The organism is Skermanella aerolata KACC 11604 (genome assembly GCF_000936425.1).
Taxonomy (GTDB): Bacteria; Pseudomonadota; Alphaproteobacteria; order Azospirillales; family Azospirillaceae; genus Skermanella; species Skermanella aerolata.
Window position 1 is genome coordinate 1 of the sequence record NZ_AVFK01000020.1, and the last position, 15,564, is coordinate 15,564.

Here is a 15,564-nt window from a genome sequence, read left to right on the forward strand (position 1 = left end):
TGGCCCAGTTGTTCGGGTCCTTCTGCAGCTTCATCACTTCGTCGTTGGCATATGCCGAGCCGGCTGTCGCAATGAATGCAACAGTCGCAAGCAGGATTTTCATCCGGCGCATATATCGTCTCCTCCCAGGTTTGTTGTCTGTCTTACAACACTCACACTTATTTTCTCGATCGACTTCTTTGAATGGCCGACCGTTTTCCGCCTCCTGACTTATGGGCGAATTTTTTAGAAGATCAGCCTACCTGCTCTTCCGAGGCTCTACAATAAGACTTTAGAAGGCACTGGGGGAATTGACCCTAAAGGGTTGATCCGGCGTGTATATGAGGGAAGTGGAGCATTTCTTTCGATGGGTTGTCGGCGCGTTTGATTGAACTAAAAGGGCGGAAGAAACTAAGTTTTAGGAAATTTGCAGAATTGTTACTTCGCACATGCAGCAAAAACGTCGGAAGGACTCGCCTGCCTACTGCTATGGACTTGTCAAAGTCTGGCAAAAGGTCAGAGCATCCCTAACCTTAGTAAGGCACTTAAATATCACAGTAGGGGACGGGGCACTGGGAAACCTCTCGCTGGTTACCAGTTCGTTAAGGCTTGTTCTCTGATGATCCCACCGCTGGACGCATCCAGGAGTCAATGATGATCGAACTCGTTCTGCTGGTCTGCCTTGCCTCGAACCCGACCGAATGTCACAAGGAATGGCCTCCGTTCGAATCGGCCCAGGCGAGCATGCACGCCTGCCTGTTCGAAGGGCAGCGCCAAGCCGTGCAGTGGGCGGAAGCCCATCCCAAGTACCGCGTCCGCAAATGGAGCTGCGGCCTGTCGGCCTCCTGAGCCGTTCCGGCCGGGCGTTTCCGCTCACTTTCGCGGGTCCCCATTGATAGCTCGCCGGTTCCGGCGATTTTCGCTAACCTCCGTCGGCAGGACAGGGCTCGAGAGGCAGGGCCGGAGGACGCGATGATCAGGATCGACATCGGCAAGGACTTCTCGCAGGTCACCGGCGGCCGCCGCCGCGACAGCGGCGCGCACAGCGCCGAAGCTTTCCGGGACGACCTGCTCGTCCCCGCCTTGCGGCGGGGCGGGCGGGTCGTCGTCGACATAACCGGCCCCTCATACTCCATGGCATGGCTGGAGGAAGCCTTCGGCGCCCTTCAGGACCTGGGTTTCACGAGTGAAGACCTGTCGGACCGCTTGGAGATCGAGGCCAAGGGCGACTACCGCTATACCGCCGAGGCAATCCGCGGCTATATCCTGCGGTCCGATCCGGTCGTTTCCAGTACGGAATAAAATCCTTTATTTCGCATCCCGCCTCTTGGCGCGGGAAGGTTTCCACGTTACAGTGAACAAATCATGAACAGCCGCTCGGGATCGATTTCATGTGGGAGGACAAGGCGTTCCTGGGCAGTGTGCTGACCAGTCTTGTGCTGACCAGTCTTGTCGGCGGCGCGCTGGGTGGCGCGCTGATCATGGCGTTGACCAACACGGTGCTCAGCCGGATCGGCCTGCGAAGCGGCGACCTGACGGCCCGGATCGACGACCTGTGCCGCGACATCGAGCGCTACGCTGATATCGGCGTCCATGTCTGGTCGATGCCCACCGCCGATCTGGGGGTGGAAGGCATCCGCCTGCGTTCCGCGCTCTACGGCTTGCAGCGCCGGATCGAGATGTGGCTGGACCTGCTGGACAGGGAAAGCTGGCTGTTCCGGTTCGACGCCGGGGACGACCTGATCGCCTTGTTCGAGGCAGTCACCGGCGGCGATTTCCCCGAAGCCAACCGTGCGGCCGATCCCGCCCGCTGCCAGGATATCCAGCGGCGGGCCGCCGGCCTGATCGTAGCGATACGCCGGTCCCGCCGAAGCCTGCTGCACGGGCTGTTCTGACTGGCTCTCAAGGCGGGCTTTCCTAGGGAAGCGTTCGTTCTACTTGGTATTTCTTCAGTATGAGGGATGCCGATGGCCCAGCTTTCCGAGACGGCCCTGATCGAGAAGGTGCTGGAGATACACCACAGGCTCTGCGTCGCGTACGAATGTCCGGTGGCGTATTTCCACAGTCTCGATCCCTTGAGCGAACTGGTTTCGTCGCTGCTGTCGCACCGGACCCGCAACGCCGATTCGGGCCGGGCGTTCAAGGCGCTCCGGGCAGCCTATCCGGACTGGGCGGCCGTCCGCGACGCGCCCACCGCCGATATCCAGCAGACCATTGCCGGCGTCACGTGGCCGGAACAGAAGGCGCCGCGAATCCAGCAGATCCTGCGCGGCATCACGGAGCGCCGGGGCGGCGAGCTGTCGCTCGACTTCCTCGCCGACCTGGAGGTGACGGAGGCGCGGGCTTGGCTGGAAACGCTGTCCGGCGTGGGTCCCAAGACCAGCGCCGCCGTCCTCAGCTTCAGCACGCTGCGCCGGCCGGCCCTGCCGGTGGACAGCCACCACCACCGGGTCGCCGTCAGGACCGGCATGATCCCGCCGACCCTGGCGGTCGGCCCGTCACATGCCGTGCTCTCGGCGCAGTTGCCGGCGAACTGGGATGCCCAGCGGATCTATGACAACCACGAAGTCATGATGCTGCACGGCCAGCGCTGCTGCTACTTCCGCAATCCCGCCTGCGGCCGCTGTACGCTGCTCGACCTCTGTCCGACCGGCCAGCGCCGGATGGCGCCCGGCAAGCAGTCCGGAAAGGATGCCGGCACCGATCCAGTCAGCGACCCGAGTGCCGACCCTGGCGCCGATCAGGTCCGGGCGGCCGCCGACATCAGCTTGGATCGCAGTTCCTTCGTCCGTTCATAGCCTTCGACGATATCGCAGATCCGCAGGCGGTCCACGATGATCTGGTCGATCTCCGCCCTGGAAAGCCCTTGGGCGACCGCCGAACGGACCTGTTCCAGGGCTTCCTGATCCATCGACCGGGTGATCGTGTCGAAACGGGCCTTGGTGTGGTGGTCGATCTTCAGCGACCGCGCCAGATCGCGGAACTGGCGGAGAGCGCCTGCACGCTCTTCCGCCTCGACGGCCTGGGCATCGGTGGCGGGTGCTGGATTGGCCTTGGTGGCCGCCATCGACACCGCCGAGTCCTCGGCCGTGCGGTTCAGGTTCTCCACGACGAAATCGCCGATCGCGCGCCGGGTTCGGTCCAGCGTCCTGGCATCGACGTTGATGCTGCCCCATTGCCGCTTGCGGCCCAGTGCGTCCAGGCTGCTGACCAGACGCCCCGCCACCTTGGCGGCGACCTGCAGGTCGGTGCGGGGGATGTCGACAAGCCGGTCCGCGTCCTCCCCCAGCTTGTCGATCACCGACTGGGTAAGGTCGCCGACAAGGGCGTCGCGCTGCCGCTGGGTCGCCTGGATCTTCACCCGCTCCAGCAGTTCCAGGACCTTCGCCGGCTCTCCCGACAAGGCCAGCAGGATACGGGTGAACAGCGCCACGTCTTCCGGCAGGGGCAGCGTGATGAAGACTTCCTCGATCATCTGGACGTGGTGGGGCTGGAGATCCTCGAACGGCTTGGGCGGCAGGTCGGCCTTTATCTGCTCGATCCGGGCGCCGAACCGCAGGAAAGCCGCCATGTCGGCGATCTGGTGCAGGACATCCTCGTCCCGCCCGATCCGCTCGGTGCGCAGGCGCTGGTCGGTCGCGGCGCGCTTGGCGAAGTCGGCCAGGATATCGGACGCGGCCGGCCACAGGCGCTCGCCGAAGGCGAGGGCGAAGTCCCGGTGCTTGGTCGTCTTGCCCATAAGCTCGGCCCGTATGGCGACCGACTTGGCTTCCCCCATCGCCGATTCGAAGATCTCCGTGACGGGCCGGATGATCGCCCGGTTGAACCGCTTCGAGCCGCGCCGGTAGGACAGGGGACCGTCGAGCAGGTCTTCCACCGGAGCGAACAGGATGCGCGCCACCGACAGGGGGCGGGGCGGCCGTAGCCAGAACAGGCGGTGGCGGACCTTCGAGATCGCCTCGTCCAGCTGGGTCCGTTCCGGCAGCGTATCGACGATGCGGACGATCTGGATCAGCTTGTCGTCGGAAGCCTGGGCTATCGCGCTGCTGAGTTGCTGAAGCTCGGCCCAGGTGGTCATAGCATGGCTCCCTTCAGCACTTCGTTCCGGGCGACCTGCTCCATCAGGTTCCTGCCGGTCCTCCAGTCCTGGTTCAGCCGAACCCATTTGCGCTGGATGGACTTCGATTCCTGATCCAGCCCGCTCTCGGTCCATTCCGAGACTTCCCTCGGCATGACCGGGATCAGCCGGGCCATCTCCAGGATCGTATCGCGCTGGCGTTCGTGCGGCTCGTTCTCGACCGAGGTCCAGAGCGCCACGATATAGGACCAGCCGTCCAGCAGCCACGCAAGCCTGGACATCTGGCCGCTGATGATCTTCGCGTCGCGATCCCAGTTCCGCATGATGCTGAGCACGTTGCGGATCAGGCCGTCGCTCTCGCCCATCGTAACCCGGGCCATCGACGTCGTATGTAGGGCCACCGCCGCCGCGAAGCGTCCGACCTCCGCCGCCGCCGTCACGTCGCGGCTCTGCCACTGGGTCAGCGATTCGGCGAAGGCGTCCAACTCGCCCAGCAGACGCCGGAGCCGCCCCGGAGTAGGCGCCCACGGCAGCCCGACCGTGAAGGTCGATCGGGTCAGGACCTCGATCCGCTGGTAGAGGATCTCGGGCGAAATCTGCAACGCATGGGCTACCTGGAAGATCGCCCGCTTCATGCGGGCTTCGGTATCCTCGCCGGGACGTCCGGCCAACAGTTCCTGCGCGGAGATCCCGGCCAGCTTCAGCATGTCCACGACCAGCAGGAAGTTGGTCAGCAGCGCCTCTTCCTTCTCCTGCGCCAGCAGGGTCTCTGCGCGCCGCATCGCGTCGCGTCCGGCAAGCCCCTTGGCCGCAACGGAGAGGGTTGCGGTCCGCACGGTCGCCGGGTCCATCCGCTCGATCGCCAGCACCGCATCGTACAAGGCATGGTCGTGCAGGGTCACGGTCGCGAACTGGACCAGCGAGCGCCATGCCAGGATATAGGAGCCCTTGCCGCCGGCAAGGTTGGGCAGGATCAGTTCGACCCTGTCGCCATCGGACTGCCGGATGCGGGACTGGACCAGCAGGGGAGTGGTGAAATCCACCGCGACCCCCCGTTGGGCGAAGGTCGACGGAGCGAACTCCGCCGGTTTCTCCATGATCTGCCCGAGTATGTCGGCCGATGACATTCAAGAATACTCCAGAACACGCTTGCAACCAGTCATTACCTTAGACTGTCGAGGTTAACGCAATATATAGATGTAAAGTTTTGGTATATTTTATGTAAAATTTACTGCGCTTTACGGATGGTCGATGCATCGTGCCATTTCCGGGAAATCGAGTATACAGAAGCTGCATGCGACCGTTTCGCCATGCCGCCTGTTGTGGCCGGGGTATCCGCTATAAGACTCGCATCAGGACTGGGAAGATCGAAGGTACCATGGCTGAATCGGTTCGGAACGTCTTCACCGCCGCCCGTCATCACGAAGAACTGGGCGACGCCTTCTACGACGCCGTGGAGCCGGCGCGCTTCCCGGCGCATATCCAGCGTTGGAGAAACCGGCGCTGGGCGGAGCGGGTGGGGCTGGGCGGCCTATCGGACGGGGAGTGGATCGCCCATTTCGGCCGGTTCGAGCCGCTGCCCGGCAGTCTGGACCGTCCGCTGGCGCTGCGCTACCACGGCCACCAGTTCCGCAGCTACAACCCCGAGCTCGGCGACGGGCGGGGCTTCCTGTTCGCACAGTTGCGCGACCCGGTAGACGGCCGCCTGCTCGACCTTGCCACCAAGGGCAGCGGCGAGACGCCCTGGTCGCGCGGTGCCGACGGGCGCCTGACGCTGAAGGGCGGCGTGCGCGAAGTGCTTGCGACCCAGTTGCTGGAGGCGCGCGGCGTCGACACCTCGAAGAGCTTCAGCCTGATCGAGACGGGCGAGAACCTGTACCGGGGCGACGAGCCGTCGCCGACCCGCTCGTCCGTGCTGGTGCGGCTCAGCCATTCCCATGTCAGGATCGGCACTTTCCAGCGGCTGGCCCATCTCAACGACGAAGCGGGCCTGCGCCGCCTGATCGACCACGGCATCCGGTACTACATGCCGGACCTTTGGCAGGACCTTAAGCCGGCGGACGAAGCAACCCGGACGCTGGCATTCCTGGAGCGGGCCTGCGCCAACATCGCTCGCATGGGGGCGGAGTGGACGGCGGCCGGATTCGTCCACGGCGTCATCAATTCCGACAACGTGACGATCACGGGCGAAAGCTTCGACTATGGGCCGTACCGGTTCCTGGCGGAATACGATCCCAAATTCGTCGCGGCCTATTTCGACCCGTACGGCCTCTACGCCTATGGCCGGCAGCCCGACGCGCTGCTGTGGAACCTGACGCGGCTGGCGGAATGCCTGATGCCGTTCGCATCTCCCGCCAAGCTGGAAGCCATCCTGGACGGTTTCTCCGCCACCTTCGCCCGGTCGCTGGCGAAGGCGACGCTCGACCGTCTCGGGCTGGAGCAGGCTCGGGAGCCCGCGGGGCTTGCCGACGACATGGCCTTTGCCGGCGTCGTCTACGACTTCATGAACGGCAGCCGGGTCCCGTTCGAGCGGTTCTTCTTCGACTGGCGCGGCGGTCCGGCCAGCCTGGAGCGCGCCGAAGCCGGTCCGGCGGCGGAGTTCTACCGTTCCCCCGCTTTCGAGCCGGTGCGCGCCGGATTGCTGAAGCGCAATCCCGCGGCCGGGGCCAACCTGGACCACCCGTATTTTGCGGCAGGGCGGCCCTGCACGCTGCTGATCGACGAGATCGAAGCGCTATGGGCTCCGATCGCGACGGCGGACGACTGGTCCGGCTGGCACGCCAAGCTGGACGAGATCGCCCTGGCCGCCGAGGCTTATGGCGTGACTACTCCTGAGGCTGGCGAGGCTTCGCCGCTTCCCTGAAGCAGCCGGCCCGGCCCATCGCGGTGAACCGGCAGACCATGCCGGTGCTGAAGCGGAACTGCTCGGAGCTTTCGCGCCGCACCGCGACGCCGTTGGAGAACTGAACCCAGCCGAGCGAGTCCATCTTCGCGATGACTCCGTTGGAGAACTGCAACTCGCCCTTCTGCGATTTGACCACCTTGACGCCGTCGGACATCACGATGTCGTTGACCCCTTCGCGGAAGGCCGCGATCCCATGGGAGCAGCGGACCCCGCCGACCGAAACTTCGCAATTGAAGGGCCGCTGGTTCGGTCCGAGGACGACCATCGCGAAGACGGCGACTTCCAGCACATTCATCAGCACGGCGCATTTCCCTGAACGGAAGGTTCCCAGCGGCATTCGGTATAAGATGAAACTGGTAAAGATACTCTTCACCATCATGCCGCGTTACTGGACATTCCAGATGTCCCGGTGCGGCAAAACTCCGCATGGGAGACAATGTCACGCTGTACCGGCTCCGGTTGGAATACCATGACCGCAATCATCGACCGTCGGTTTCGGGCCGGCGCATCTGCGGGAGAGAAGCGGCCATGGGCGACAAGAAGGCGAACGGCAAGAAGACCAGGGGCAACGGGCCGGATGTCGCCGGGGAAGTGCTGACCGACGCGCGGGAAACCGCCGCCGTCGAAGCCCATTGGCATGGCCTCGACCATGGCAACCTCCCGGAAAAGCCGGTCAAGAAGTACAAATACATCGATGAACTGGCCCGCCTTCAGTTCGAACTGATCAAGCTCCAGGAATGGGTGCGGGTCGAGGGCTTGAAGGTCTGCATCATCTTCGAAGGCCGCGATGCCGCCGGCAAGGGCGGCGTCATCAAGCGAATCGCCGAGAGCCTCAACCCCCGAATCTGCCGCATCGTCGCCCTCGGCACCCCGACCGAGCGCGAGCGCGGCCAATGGTACTTCCAGCGCTACGTCGCCCAGTTGCCGGCCAAGGGCGAGATCGTCCTGTTCGACCGGAGCTGGTACAACCGCGCCGGCGTCGAGAAGGTCATGGGTTTCTGCACCGACGAGGAATACAAGGAGTTCCTGCACTCCTGCCCGGTGTTCGAGGACATGCTGGTGCGGTCCGGCATCGTTCTGATCAAGTACTGGTTCTCCGTCAGCGACGAGGAACAGGAGCGCCGCTTCACCGAACGCACCAACAACCCGATCAAGCGCTGGAAGCTGAGCCCGATGGACCTGGAGTCGCGCAAGCACTGGGTAGAGTATTCCCAGGCCAAGGACCTGATGCTGAAACACACCGACCTGAAACGCACCCCCTGGCACGTCGTGGACGCCGACAACAAAAAACGCGCCCGCCTGAACTGCATCGCCCACCTGCTGGGGCAGATCCCGTACAAGGCGCTGCTGCCGGAAGCACTGGAACTGCCGCCGAGGCAGGAGGACACGGGGTATAAGCGTCCGGCGAAGGACTCGCAGCGTTGGGTGCCGAAGTTGTATTGAGGCTATTTTGATCGGCGTCTATTAGGCGGGCGGTATTCGGTAAGATGTCAGGCTGAAGAGGCCCGACCTACAAAAAAGCCCTCGGCGCTCTTGGCCGTTTGGATATAAAAGCACGCTGGCGTAGGTCGGGCCTCTTCAGCCCGACATCCAGCGTTCCAGACCAGCCAATGTTTAGCACCCCGAAGAGTTCGACCGGCGCTTGGCAAGTGTTGGGCCACGGCCCAACAAACACTGTCCGCACAGGTCAAGGTCTTCGGCCCCTGGTCTCAGTCGTCCGCGTGCCCTGGCCGCGACCGCGTGATCGCCAGGCTCAGCAGGATCACCGGGATGATGCCGACCGCGACGATTGCCAGGGCGGGGGCCGCCGCTTCGGCCAGCCGCTCGTCCGATGCCAGCTGGTATGTGCGCACCGCCAGCGTGTCGAAGTTGAAGGGGCGGACGATCATGGTCGCCGGCAGTTCCTTCATGACGTCCACGAAGACCAGCAGCCCCGCCGTCAGCAGGCTGCCCAGCATCAGCGGCGCATGGACCTTCCGGAGCGTGCTCGACGCGGTCTGGCCCAGGATGCGGGATGCGTGGTCCATGTTCTGGCGGATCTTGCCCAGGCTGGCCTCGATCGTGTTGAACGACACCGCCAGGAAGCGGACCAGATAGGCGAAGACCAGCGCGCCGATGGTGCCGCTCATCAGCAGGCCGGTCGAGATGCCGAAATGCTCGACCATGAAGGCGTCCAGCGCGTTGTCGAACCGGGCGAAGGGGATCAGCACGCCGATCGCGATCACCGATCCCGGCACCGCGTAGCCCATCGACGCCACCCGCGCCGCTCCCTTCAGCATCGGCGACGGGCGCAGCCGCAGGCCGTAGGCGATCACCAGCGCCAGGGCCACCGCCAGGGCGGCGGTCAGCGACGCCAGCAAGACGCTGTTGGTGGCGAGCCGCCAGAACATCTGGCCCAGCAGGGCGTCGCCTTCCCGCATCGCCAGCCGGACCAGCGCCGCTCCCGGCACGAAGAAGCCCAATATCAACGGCAGCACGCAGGCGACCAGCGCCAGGACGCCGCGCAAGCCGCGCAGGCGGTAGCTGGGCAAGGTGCGGTAGCGGCTGGTGGTGTGGTGGAACTTGGCGGCTCCGCGCGACCAGCGCTCGACCAGCAGCAGCGCCAGCACGAACAGCATCAGGACGGAGGCGAGCTGCGCCGCCGCGACCGGCTGGCCCATGGCGAACCATGTCCGGTAGATGCCGGTCGTGAAGGTATCGACCGCGAAATACTGCACGGTCCCGAAATCGGCCAGCACCTCCATCAGCACCAGCGCCAGCCCGGCGACGATCGCCGGCCGCGCCAGCGGCAGTGCCACGCCGAAGAAGCTGCGGTAGGGGCCGCGTCCCAGCGTCCGGCTGACCTCCAGCACGCAGACGGACTGTTCCAGGAAGGCGGCGCGCGACAGCAGGTAGACGTAGGGGTACAGTACCAGCGTCAGCATGACGACGGCGCCGCCCAGCGAGCGTATTTCCGGGAACCAGTAGTCGCGCCGCGTCCAGCCCATGACCTCGCGCAGCGTCGTCTGCACCGGACCGACGAACTGGAGCAGGTCGGTGTAGACATAGGCCATCACATAGGCCGGAACCGCCATCGGCAGCAGCAGCGCCCATTCCAGCACGCGGCTGCCGGGGAATCGGCACATCGTCACCAGCCACGCGGTCCCGACCCCCAGCACCAGCGTCCCGGTCCCGACGCCCAGCACCAACTGCGCCGTATTGGCGAGGTAATAGGGCAGCACGGTGGAGGCAAGGTGCGACCACACACCGTCGGTCGGGACCAGGATGCGGCTCAGCACCACGATCACCGGCATCGCCACGAGGCAGGCGATGGCAAGCGTGGCGATGGTCCAGCCGCTCGGCATCAGGCGATGACGGGCGCGGCCGGCGGCGGTGCTCAGGGACTGGAAGGTCAAGGCGTCAACTTTGCTGAAACGATCGGCACCGTACATAGCGAACGGGCATCGTCCCACAAGCTGCTAATCAGTCGCAATACCATGATTGCCGCACCCCGCCATGCCGGGGACGCAACTCTGTTTAAGGGAACGGCCGGGAGGCCGTTACTTGGTGCCGAACATCCGGTCGCCGGCATCGCCCAGGCCGGGGACGATATAGGCGTTCTCGTCCAGGTGGCTGTCCAGCGAGGCGGTATAGACCTTCACGTCCGGATGCGACTTCTGGAAGACGGCTACGCCCTCGGGCGCCGCGACTAGTGCCATGAAGCGGATGTTCTGGTCCTCGACCCCGTGCCGGTTCAGCACGTCGCAGGCATAGGCCGCGGAATTGCCGGTTGCCAGCATCGGATCGACCAGCACGAAGATGCGGCCTTCCGGTTCCGGCAGCTTGACCAGATACTCGACCGGCTGCTTGGTGTCGTGGTCGCGATAGAGGCCGACATGCCCCTCGCGGGCCGACGGCACCAGTTCATGGAGGCCCTGCGCCATGCCAAGGCCAGCCCGCAGGATCGGGACGATGGCGAGTTTCTTGCCGGCCAGCACCGGCGCGTCCATGGCGGCCAGCGGCGTCTCGATCCGCTCGGTCGTCATGGGGAAATCGCGTGTGATCTCGTAGCCCATCAGCAGCGCTATTTCCTTCAGCAGCGCCCGGAAGCCCATGGTGGAGCGGTTTCGGTCGCGCATATGGCTCAGCTTATGCTGGATCAGCGGGTGGTTCAGGATGAACAGGTTCGGAAAGTCGGGATGGGTCTGCATGGGCGGGACTGTCCGAAACCGTTGGGGCCGAAGCCGTTGGAAGAACTCCGCGACACAATAGCGCGCCGAGGCCCGGCGAGGAAGTCGGTTGTTAACGCTTCCGGCCTTCCCGCATTACCCCGATCCCAGCCTTGAGCCATCCTCCAGACAGCATTGAAGCCGGACCGCCTGTCGCGGGTCCGGCTTCAATCCATCGAACTTTCCACCATCGGAAGAAGGTTCAGGCGGCTGCCTGGATCTTCTCGATCTTGGAGGCGATGCGGCGCTTGATGCGGCGCGCTTCGAGGCTCAACTGCGCATCCTTGGCGTCGAGCAGGAAGGCATCGAGGCCGCCCTTGTGCTCGATCGAGCGGATGGCGTTGGTCGACAGGCGCAGACGGATCATTCCACCCAGCGCGTCGCTCAGCAACGAAGTTTCCTGCAGGTTCGGGTGGAAGCGGCGGCGATTCTTGTTGTTGGCGTGGCTGACGTTGTTGCCAAACATCACGCCCTTGCCGGTCACGGCGCAACGTCGTGCCATCGGACAGGTCCTTAACTCTGTGAACACAAAAACCAAGGTCCGGACGGCACTCCGCCCGGCGGAAGCGGGGTTATAGGCAGGTCACCCGGCGAAGTCAAGGCGAGTCCGGAGCGGAAAATGCCGGGGCCGCTTTCTACAGCGCCTTATCCCTGGCTGGAAAGATCATCCCCCGGTACCGGGGGATTACCAGCACCCGCACGTTTTAGAATTTCCAATGCCTTCGGAATATCGGCGCGTGCGGCACGCTCGGCAAAATAGCTCTCTGTGCGGAGCGCTGAAAGCTTCTCGGCAAGAGCGACGTTGATCAACTGGTTTAATGCAACGCCCTCGCTCTCAGCAACTTTACGTGCCTCATCGAGAAGGGATGGTTGGAGCCGTAGAGCGAAATTGCTTTTTCTCATGACTGACCCTCCAGAAACCTAACCGCTTCACCCGGCGTCAAAACCCTTATGCCGAAGCCTTCTGCCGAACCACGAAAGTCGCGCACGTTGAATGTTACGATAGCGTCGGCTTGGCCATTCACTGCCGCTTCCAGCACCATATCGTCATCAGGGTCCCGGACGGCAGGGCGCCATAAAAAGGCAAGACGAACCGGTTCGGCTACCGCTGCAACGGCATCAAGTACGGCATTCATATCGTCGACTGACAATCGCGCTGCATCAAGATGTCCTGGACGGGTCATCACTGCCTCATACTCGATCATCAGCGGAACTGACGCCAGTAGTGTCAGGCGCTGTTCAAGCCCTGCGACCAGCAGGCGGCGCGAAGCTCCAGCATCGCTACGGATTGCTGCCACCATAGTTGCTGTGTCGAGGATCAATCTCATTCATAGATATTAGATATCGCACGCGATATTGCAATGGTCGGAAATGCCCATTTTATGAGCATTCCCGCAGTAAGTCTGTTTCGTCTGATGGCGGCCGGTTATGTCCGTACCAGCTTCGCCGTGTCCTTTGATGAGGCAGTCGCTCCCGCCTGCTGGAGATCGACCAACTCGACCATCGCCGCCGTGATCGGGAAGGGGAGGAAGTTGGCGGCGACGCGGGCGAAGCGGTCGGGGGCGTCGGTCGCCAGAAGCCGGATCGGGGCGGGGGCCGGACCGGGAAGCAAACCGTTTCCGGCGGCGACTCCGGCGCGCTCCAGCATTCCGGCGACGACCTCGGCTGTCGTGACGGCGCTGTCCACAAGCTTCACGTCCGGACCGACGATGCCCTTGAGCACGGGGCTGAGCAGCGGGAAATGGGTGCAGCCGAGCACCAGCGTATCGGGTCCCGCCCCCGATCCGCCGAACAGCGGCGCCAGATAGCGCTGAGCCGCCGCTTGCGCGACCGGGCCGTCGAGCCAGCCTTCCTCCGCCAGCGCCACGAAGACGGAACATGCTTGGGTGACCACGTCGGCGTCGCCCCGGATCCGCTGGATCGCGTGCTGGTAGGCGCCGGCCCGCGCCGTGCTTTCCGTCGCGATCACGGCGATCCGTCCGGAAACCGACGCGGCGCAGGCTGCCTCCGCGCCGGGCTCGATCACGCCGGTCACCTCGATGTCGGGATAGGCGTCGCGCAGCGCGTCCAGCGCGTGGGCCGATGCCGTGTTGCAGGCGACCACCAGCAGCTTGATGCCACGCTCGACCAGCAGGCCCGCCGCCTGGACGGCGTAGCGGGCAATCGTCTCGGGGCTCTTGGTGCCATAGGGCAGGCGGGCGGTGTCGCCGAGATACAGCAGCGATTCAGCGGGCAGGCGCTCGCGCAACGCACGCAGGACGGTCAGGCCGCCGACACCGCTGTCGAAGATGCCGATCGGCCGGTCATGAAAGCTCATGTGAGGGACGCTCATGAGGGGAGAGGGTGCCGTCAGCCTGACCCAAGTTTGGTAAACGGCAAATTAATCGGAGTCCCTCGCTCGAGATCTCCGCATGAATTTCCCGCAGCCAAGCATTACGGCAACAGCCTCAGCCCCATCTCCCAGAAGCCCGCTTCCAGCCGGCTCGCCGTGGTGAAGGTCTTCGCCAGATCGCCGAACCGCGCGTCGCCGCCGCGCCGGGCGTACAGGCTGTCAAGCTGGACGATCTCCGCCGCCGCGACCTGTCCGTACTCCTCGCCGGCGTACATCTCGATCCACTCGCGGTACGGGTTACCGTCCAGCTTCGTCGCGGGATCGGCCATCAGTTCGGCGGCGATCTCGGCATAGCCGACGATGCAGGGCGCCAGCGCCACGTGCAGGTCCAGCAGGTCGCCCGCCATGCCGCGTTCCAGCACGAAGCGGGTATAGGCCAGGGTGCCGGCCGCTTCCGGCGCCGCGGCCATGGCGTCCTCGTCCAGGCCCCAGTCCGAGCAGAACTTGACGTGCAGGCCCATCTCAAGGTCGAGGATCGCCGAAAGCGACGCCCCGGCCTGCCGCATGTCGGCCAGCGTGTCGCTCTTGTAGACCGCCAGCGCATAGGCGCGCGCGAAATGGATCAGGAACAGGTAGTCCTGGATCAGGTAATGGCGGAACGCCGCCTGCTCCAGGGAACCATCGCCCAGCCGGCGGACGAACTCATGCCGGGTGTAGCGCGTCCATTCCTCGCCGGCGGCTTCGCGCAGGCGGTCGAAGAACCGGTTGGGTGTCCGGTGCTCAGGCGTCCAATGCTCAGGCGTCCGGTGCTCAGGCATGCGGCCTCAGCCGCCCTGCATGTTGCGGGTACCGGACGGCAGCTTCAGCGTCAGGCCGTCCAGTTCTTCCGACATGATGATCTGGCAGCCCAGGCGCGAGGTCTTGGTCAGGCCGAACGCCAGGTCCAGCATGTCTTCCTCGTCCTCGGACGCGTCGTTCAGCAGGTCGTACCATTCCTGCTCGACGATGACGTGGCAGGTCGAGCAGGCGAGCGAGCCTTCGCACGCTCCTTCCAGGTCGATGTCGTTCTTGTGGGCGATTTCCAGCACCGACAGGCCAACGGGAGCATCCACGTCGCGGCGGGTGCCCTCGGTGTCGATGAAAGTGATCTTCGGCATGATGCCATAACTCCGTACGTTTTATTCTTATCGGTCCGAAACCGCGAATGCGGGACTAAAGGTTCGGGCTTGGGCTTCGTCAAGCGAATCCGTCACTTTGCCCGGCGAATACCTCTCCCGCACGCTTATGTCCTAGTGCGCGGATCCTTCGGGAAGACGCTGGCGGCGCTCCCGTATCGTGGCCGCCAGGGCTTCCAGCCGCTCCAGCCGGGCCATGGCGCCGGCGGCGGAGGTATGCTGGTCGGCACGGAACGCGGCGGACAGGTCCAGGATGCATTGCTCGATATCGCGGGCGGCCCGGTTCGCCAGCCGGTCCAGCGCCGCCGTGTCGTCCGTTCCGGCCGCCTCTGTCTCCAGCACCGCCAGTTCCGGGTCGATCGGAGCGGCGGTGCCGGTGAATGTCGTCCTCGCCATGTCCAGCAGATAGCGCGCGCGGCGCACGGGATCGCGCAGCGTATCGTAGGCATGCTGAAGCGCGTCCAGGTGCGCCCTCGCGTTGGACTTCTCGCGCGGTCCCTTGTCGGCGAAACGCTCCGGGGCGAGCGTCCGGCGAAAGCCGGTGAACTGGCGCTCCAGCACCGCCGAATCGACGTCGAAGCGCACCGGCAGGCCCAGCCGCGTAAATGGATCGAGGACACGCGGAGGCTGCACCGTGCCGCAATGATGGCAGAACAGGGCGCGCTGCGACACCGGCTGGGAACATAGCCAGCAGGAGACGATGTCCCCCGTCACCGTGCCGGGTCTTCCGCTTCGTGGTTTACGCTCAGTCATGCCGGATCGCTTCTGTCATGATGGCTCGAGGGCGCAGTACAGCACCCGCCGCATGTCGTCCTTAGAGATGTCTTTACAGATAAGGTGCCCCCTCGGCAACGCCAGCGGTCAGGAGACAGTCTTGAGGAGAGGTC

At 64.4% G+C, this 15,564-nt stretch carries 18 protein-coding genes; 6 read left to right on the forward strand and 12 right to left on the reverse strand.

Going from position 1 to position 15,564, the window contains the following annotated elements:
* Nucleotides 1-630: 630 nt before the first annotated feature.
* The 4 genes from N826_RS21955 to N826_RS21970 all read left to right on the forward strand — a co-directional run bounded on the left by N826_RS21955 (nt 631) and on the right by N826_RS21970 (nt 2,777).
* Nucleotides 631-828, forward strand: a complete 198-nt coding sequence (locus N826_RS21955; RefSeq protein WP_044432369.1) for a hypothetical protein — start codon at nt 631-633, stop codon at nt 826-828.
* 123 nt (nt 829-951) lie between these two features.
* Nucleotides 952-1,281: an STAS-like domain-containing protein gene (locus tag N826_RS40380; RefSeq protein ID WP_052831786.1), complete on the forward strand. Its 330-nt coding sequence runs from the start codon at nt 952-954 to the stop codon at nt 1,279-1,281.
* A gap of 89 nt (nt 1,282-1,370) precedes the next feature.
* On the forward strand, nt 1,371-1,874 hold the full coding sequence (locus N826_RS21965) for a hypothetical protein (protein WP_044432370.1): 504 nt from the start codon (nt 1,371-1,373) through the stop codon (nt 1,872-1,874).
* A gap of 72 nt (nt 1,875-1,946) precedes the next feature.
* On the forward strand, nt 1,947-2,777 hold the full coding sequence (locus N826_RS21970; RefSeq protein ID WP_147040915.1) for an endonuclease III domain-containing protein: 831 nt from the start codon (nt 1,947-1,949) through the stop codon (nt 2,775-2,777).
* Here N826_RS21970 and N826_RS21975 read toward each other — a convergent pair.
* Entirely contained in the window at nt 2,720-4,057 is a 1,338-nt protein-coding gene (locus tag N826_RS21975) for a hypothetical protein (RefSeq protein ID WP_044432371.1), read from the reverse strand. The genes N826_RS21970 and N826_RS21975 overlap by 58 nt on opposite strands.
* On the reverse strand, nt 4,054-5,184 hold the full coding sequence (locus tag N826_RS21980) for a hypothetical protein (protein ID WP_044432372.1): 1,131 nt from the start codon (nt 5,182-5,184) through the stop codon (nt 4,054-4,056). The genes N826_RS21975 and N826_RS21980 overlap by 4 nt, the downstream gene beginning before the upstream one ends.
* A gap of 251 nt (nt 5,185-5,435) precedes the next feature.
* On the opposite strand from N826_RS21980, the gene N826_RS21985 reads away from it, so the two are divergent.
* On the forward strand, nt 5,436-6,920 hold the full coding sequence (locus N826_RS21985) for a protein adenylyltransferase SelO family protein (protein ID WP_044432373.1): 1,485 nt from the start codon (nt 5,436-5,438) through the stop codon (nt 6,918-6,920).
* Here the strand turns inward: N826_RS21985 and N826_RS21990 are convergent.
* The gene (locus tag N826_RS21990; protein ID WP_044432374.1) at nt 6,883-7,263 is read right to left on the reverse strand and encodes a hypothetical protein; all 381 of its coding nucleotides are present in this window, start codon (nt 7,261-7,263) and stop codon (nt 6,883-6,885) included. The two genes, N826_RS21985 and N826_RS21990, sit on opposite strands and share 38 nt — an antisense overlap.
* 227 nt (nt 7,264-7,490) lie before the next feature.
* Here N826_RS21990 and ppk2 point away from each other — a divergent pair, with 227 nt between their 5' ends.
* Entirely contained in the window at nt 7,491-8,405 is a 915-nt protein-coding gene (gene ppk2, locus N826_RS21995) for a polyphosphate kinase 2 (protein ID WP_084721021.1), read from the forward strand.
* Nucleotides 8,406-8,671: 266 nt separating this feature from the next.
* Here the strand turns inward: ppk2 and N826_RS22000 are convergent, their stop codons facing one another.
* From N826_RS22000 to N826_RS22035, 9 genes are all read right to left on the reverse strand, one after another.
* On the reverse strand, nt 8,672-10,306 hold the full coding sequence (locus N826_RS22000) for an ABC transporter permease (RefSeq protein WP_052831834.1): 1,635 nt from the start codon (nt 10,304-10,306) through the stop codon (nt 8,672-8,674).
* Between the two features lie 195 nt (nt 10,307-10,501).
* Complete coding sequence (gene upp, locus N826_RS22005; protein WP_044432375.1) at nt 10,502-11,152, reverse strand: uracil phosphoribosyltransferase; 651 nt, start codon at nt 11,150-11,152, stop codon at nt 10,502-10,504.
* A 220-nt stretch (nt 11,153-11,372) separates the two neighbouring features.
* The gene (rpmB, locus tag N826_RS22010) at nt 11,373-11,672 is read right to left on the reverse strand and encodes a 50S ribosomal protein L28 (RefSeq protein WP_044432376.1); all 300 of its coding nucleotides are present in this window, start codon (nt 11,670-11,672) and stop codon (nt 11,373-11,375) included.
* A gap of 143 nt (nt 11,673-11,815) precedes the next feature.
* A complete protein-coding gene (locus N826_RS41850; protein ID WP_084721025.1) occupies nt 11,816-12,073 on the reverse strand; it encodes a toxin-antitoxin system HicB family antitoxin in 258 nt (85 codons plus the stop codon).
* Nucleotides 12,070-12,498: a putative toxin-antitoxin system toxin component, PIN family gene (locus N826_RS22015; RefSeq protein WP_044432377.1), complete on the reverse strand. Its 429-nt coding sequence runs from the start codon at nt 12,496-12,498 to the stop codon at nt 12,070-12,072. The genes N826_RS41850 and N826_RS22015 overlap by 4 nt, the downstream gene beginning before the upstream one ends.
* A 98-nt stretch (nt 12,499-12,596) precedes the next feature.
* Nucleotides 12,597-13,487 carry a glutamate racemase gene (murI, locus tag N826_RS22020; RefSeq protein WP_052831788.1) on the reverse strand — a complete coding sequence of 297 codons (891 nt, stop codon included), beginning with the start codon at nt 13,485-13,487 and terminating at the stop codon, nt 12,597-12,599.
* Nucleotides 13,488-13,603: 116 nt separating this feature from the next.
* Entirely contained in the window at nt 13,604-14,320 is a 717-nt protein-coding gene (gene tenA, locus N826_RS22025) for a thiaminase II (protein ID WP_044432379.1), read from the reverse strand.
* A 6-nt stretch (nt 14,321-14,326) separates the two neighbouring features.
* Nucleotides 14,327-14,659, reverse strand: a complete 333-nt coding sequence (locus N826_RS22030) for a ferredoxin family 2Fe-2S iron-sulfur cluster binding protein (protein WP_044432380.1) — start codon at nt 14,657-14,659, stop codon at nt 14,327-14,329.
* A gap of 132 nt (nt 14,660-14,791) precedes the next feature.
* Nucleotides 14,792-15,430: a hypothetical protein gene (locus N826_RS22035; RefSeq protein ID WP_044432381.1), complete on the reverse strand. Its 639-nt coding sequence runs from the start codon at nt 15,428-15,430 to the stop codon at nt 14,792-14,794.
* Nucleotides 15,431-15,564 lie beyond the last annotated feature (134 nt).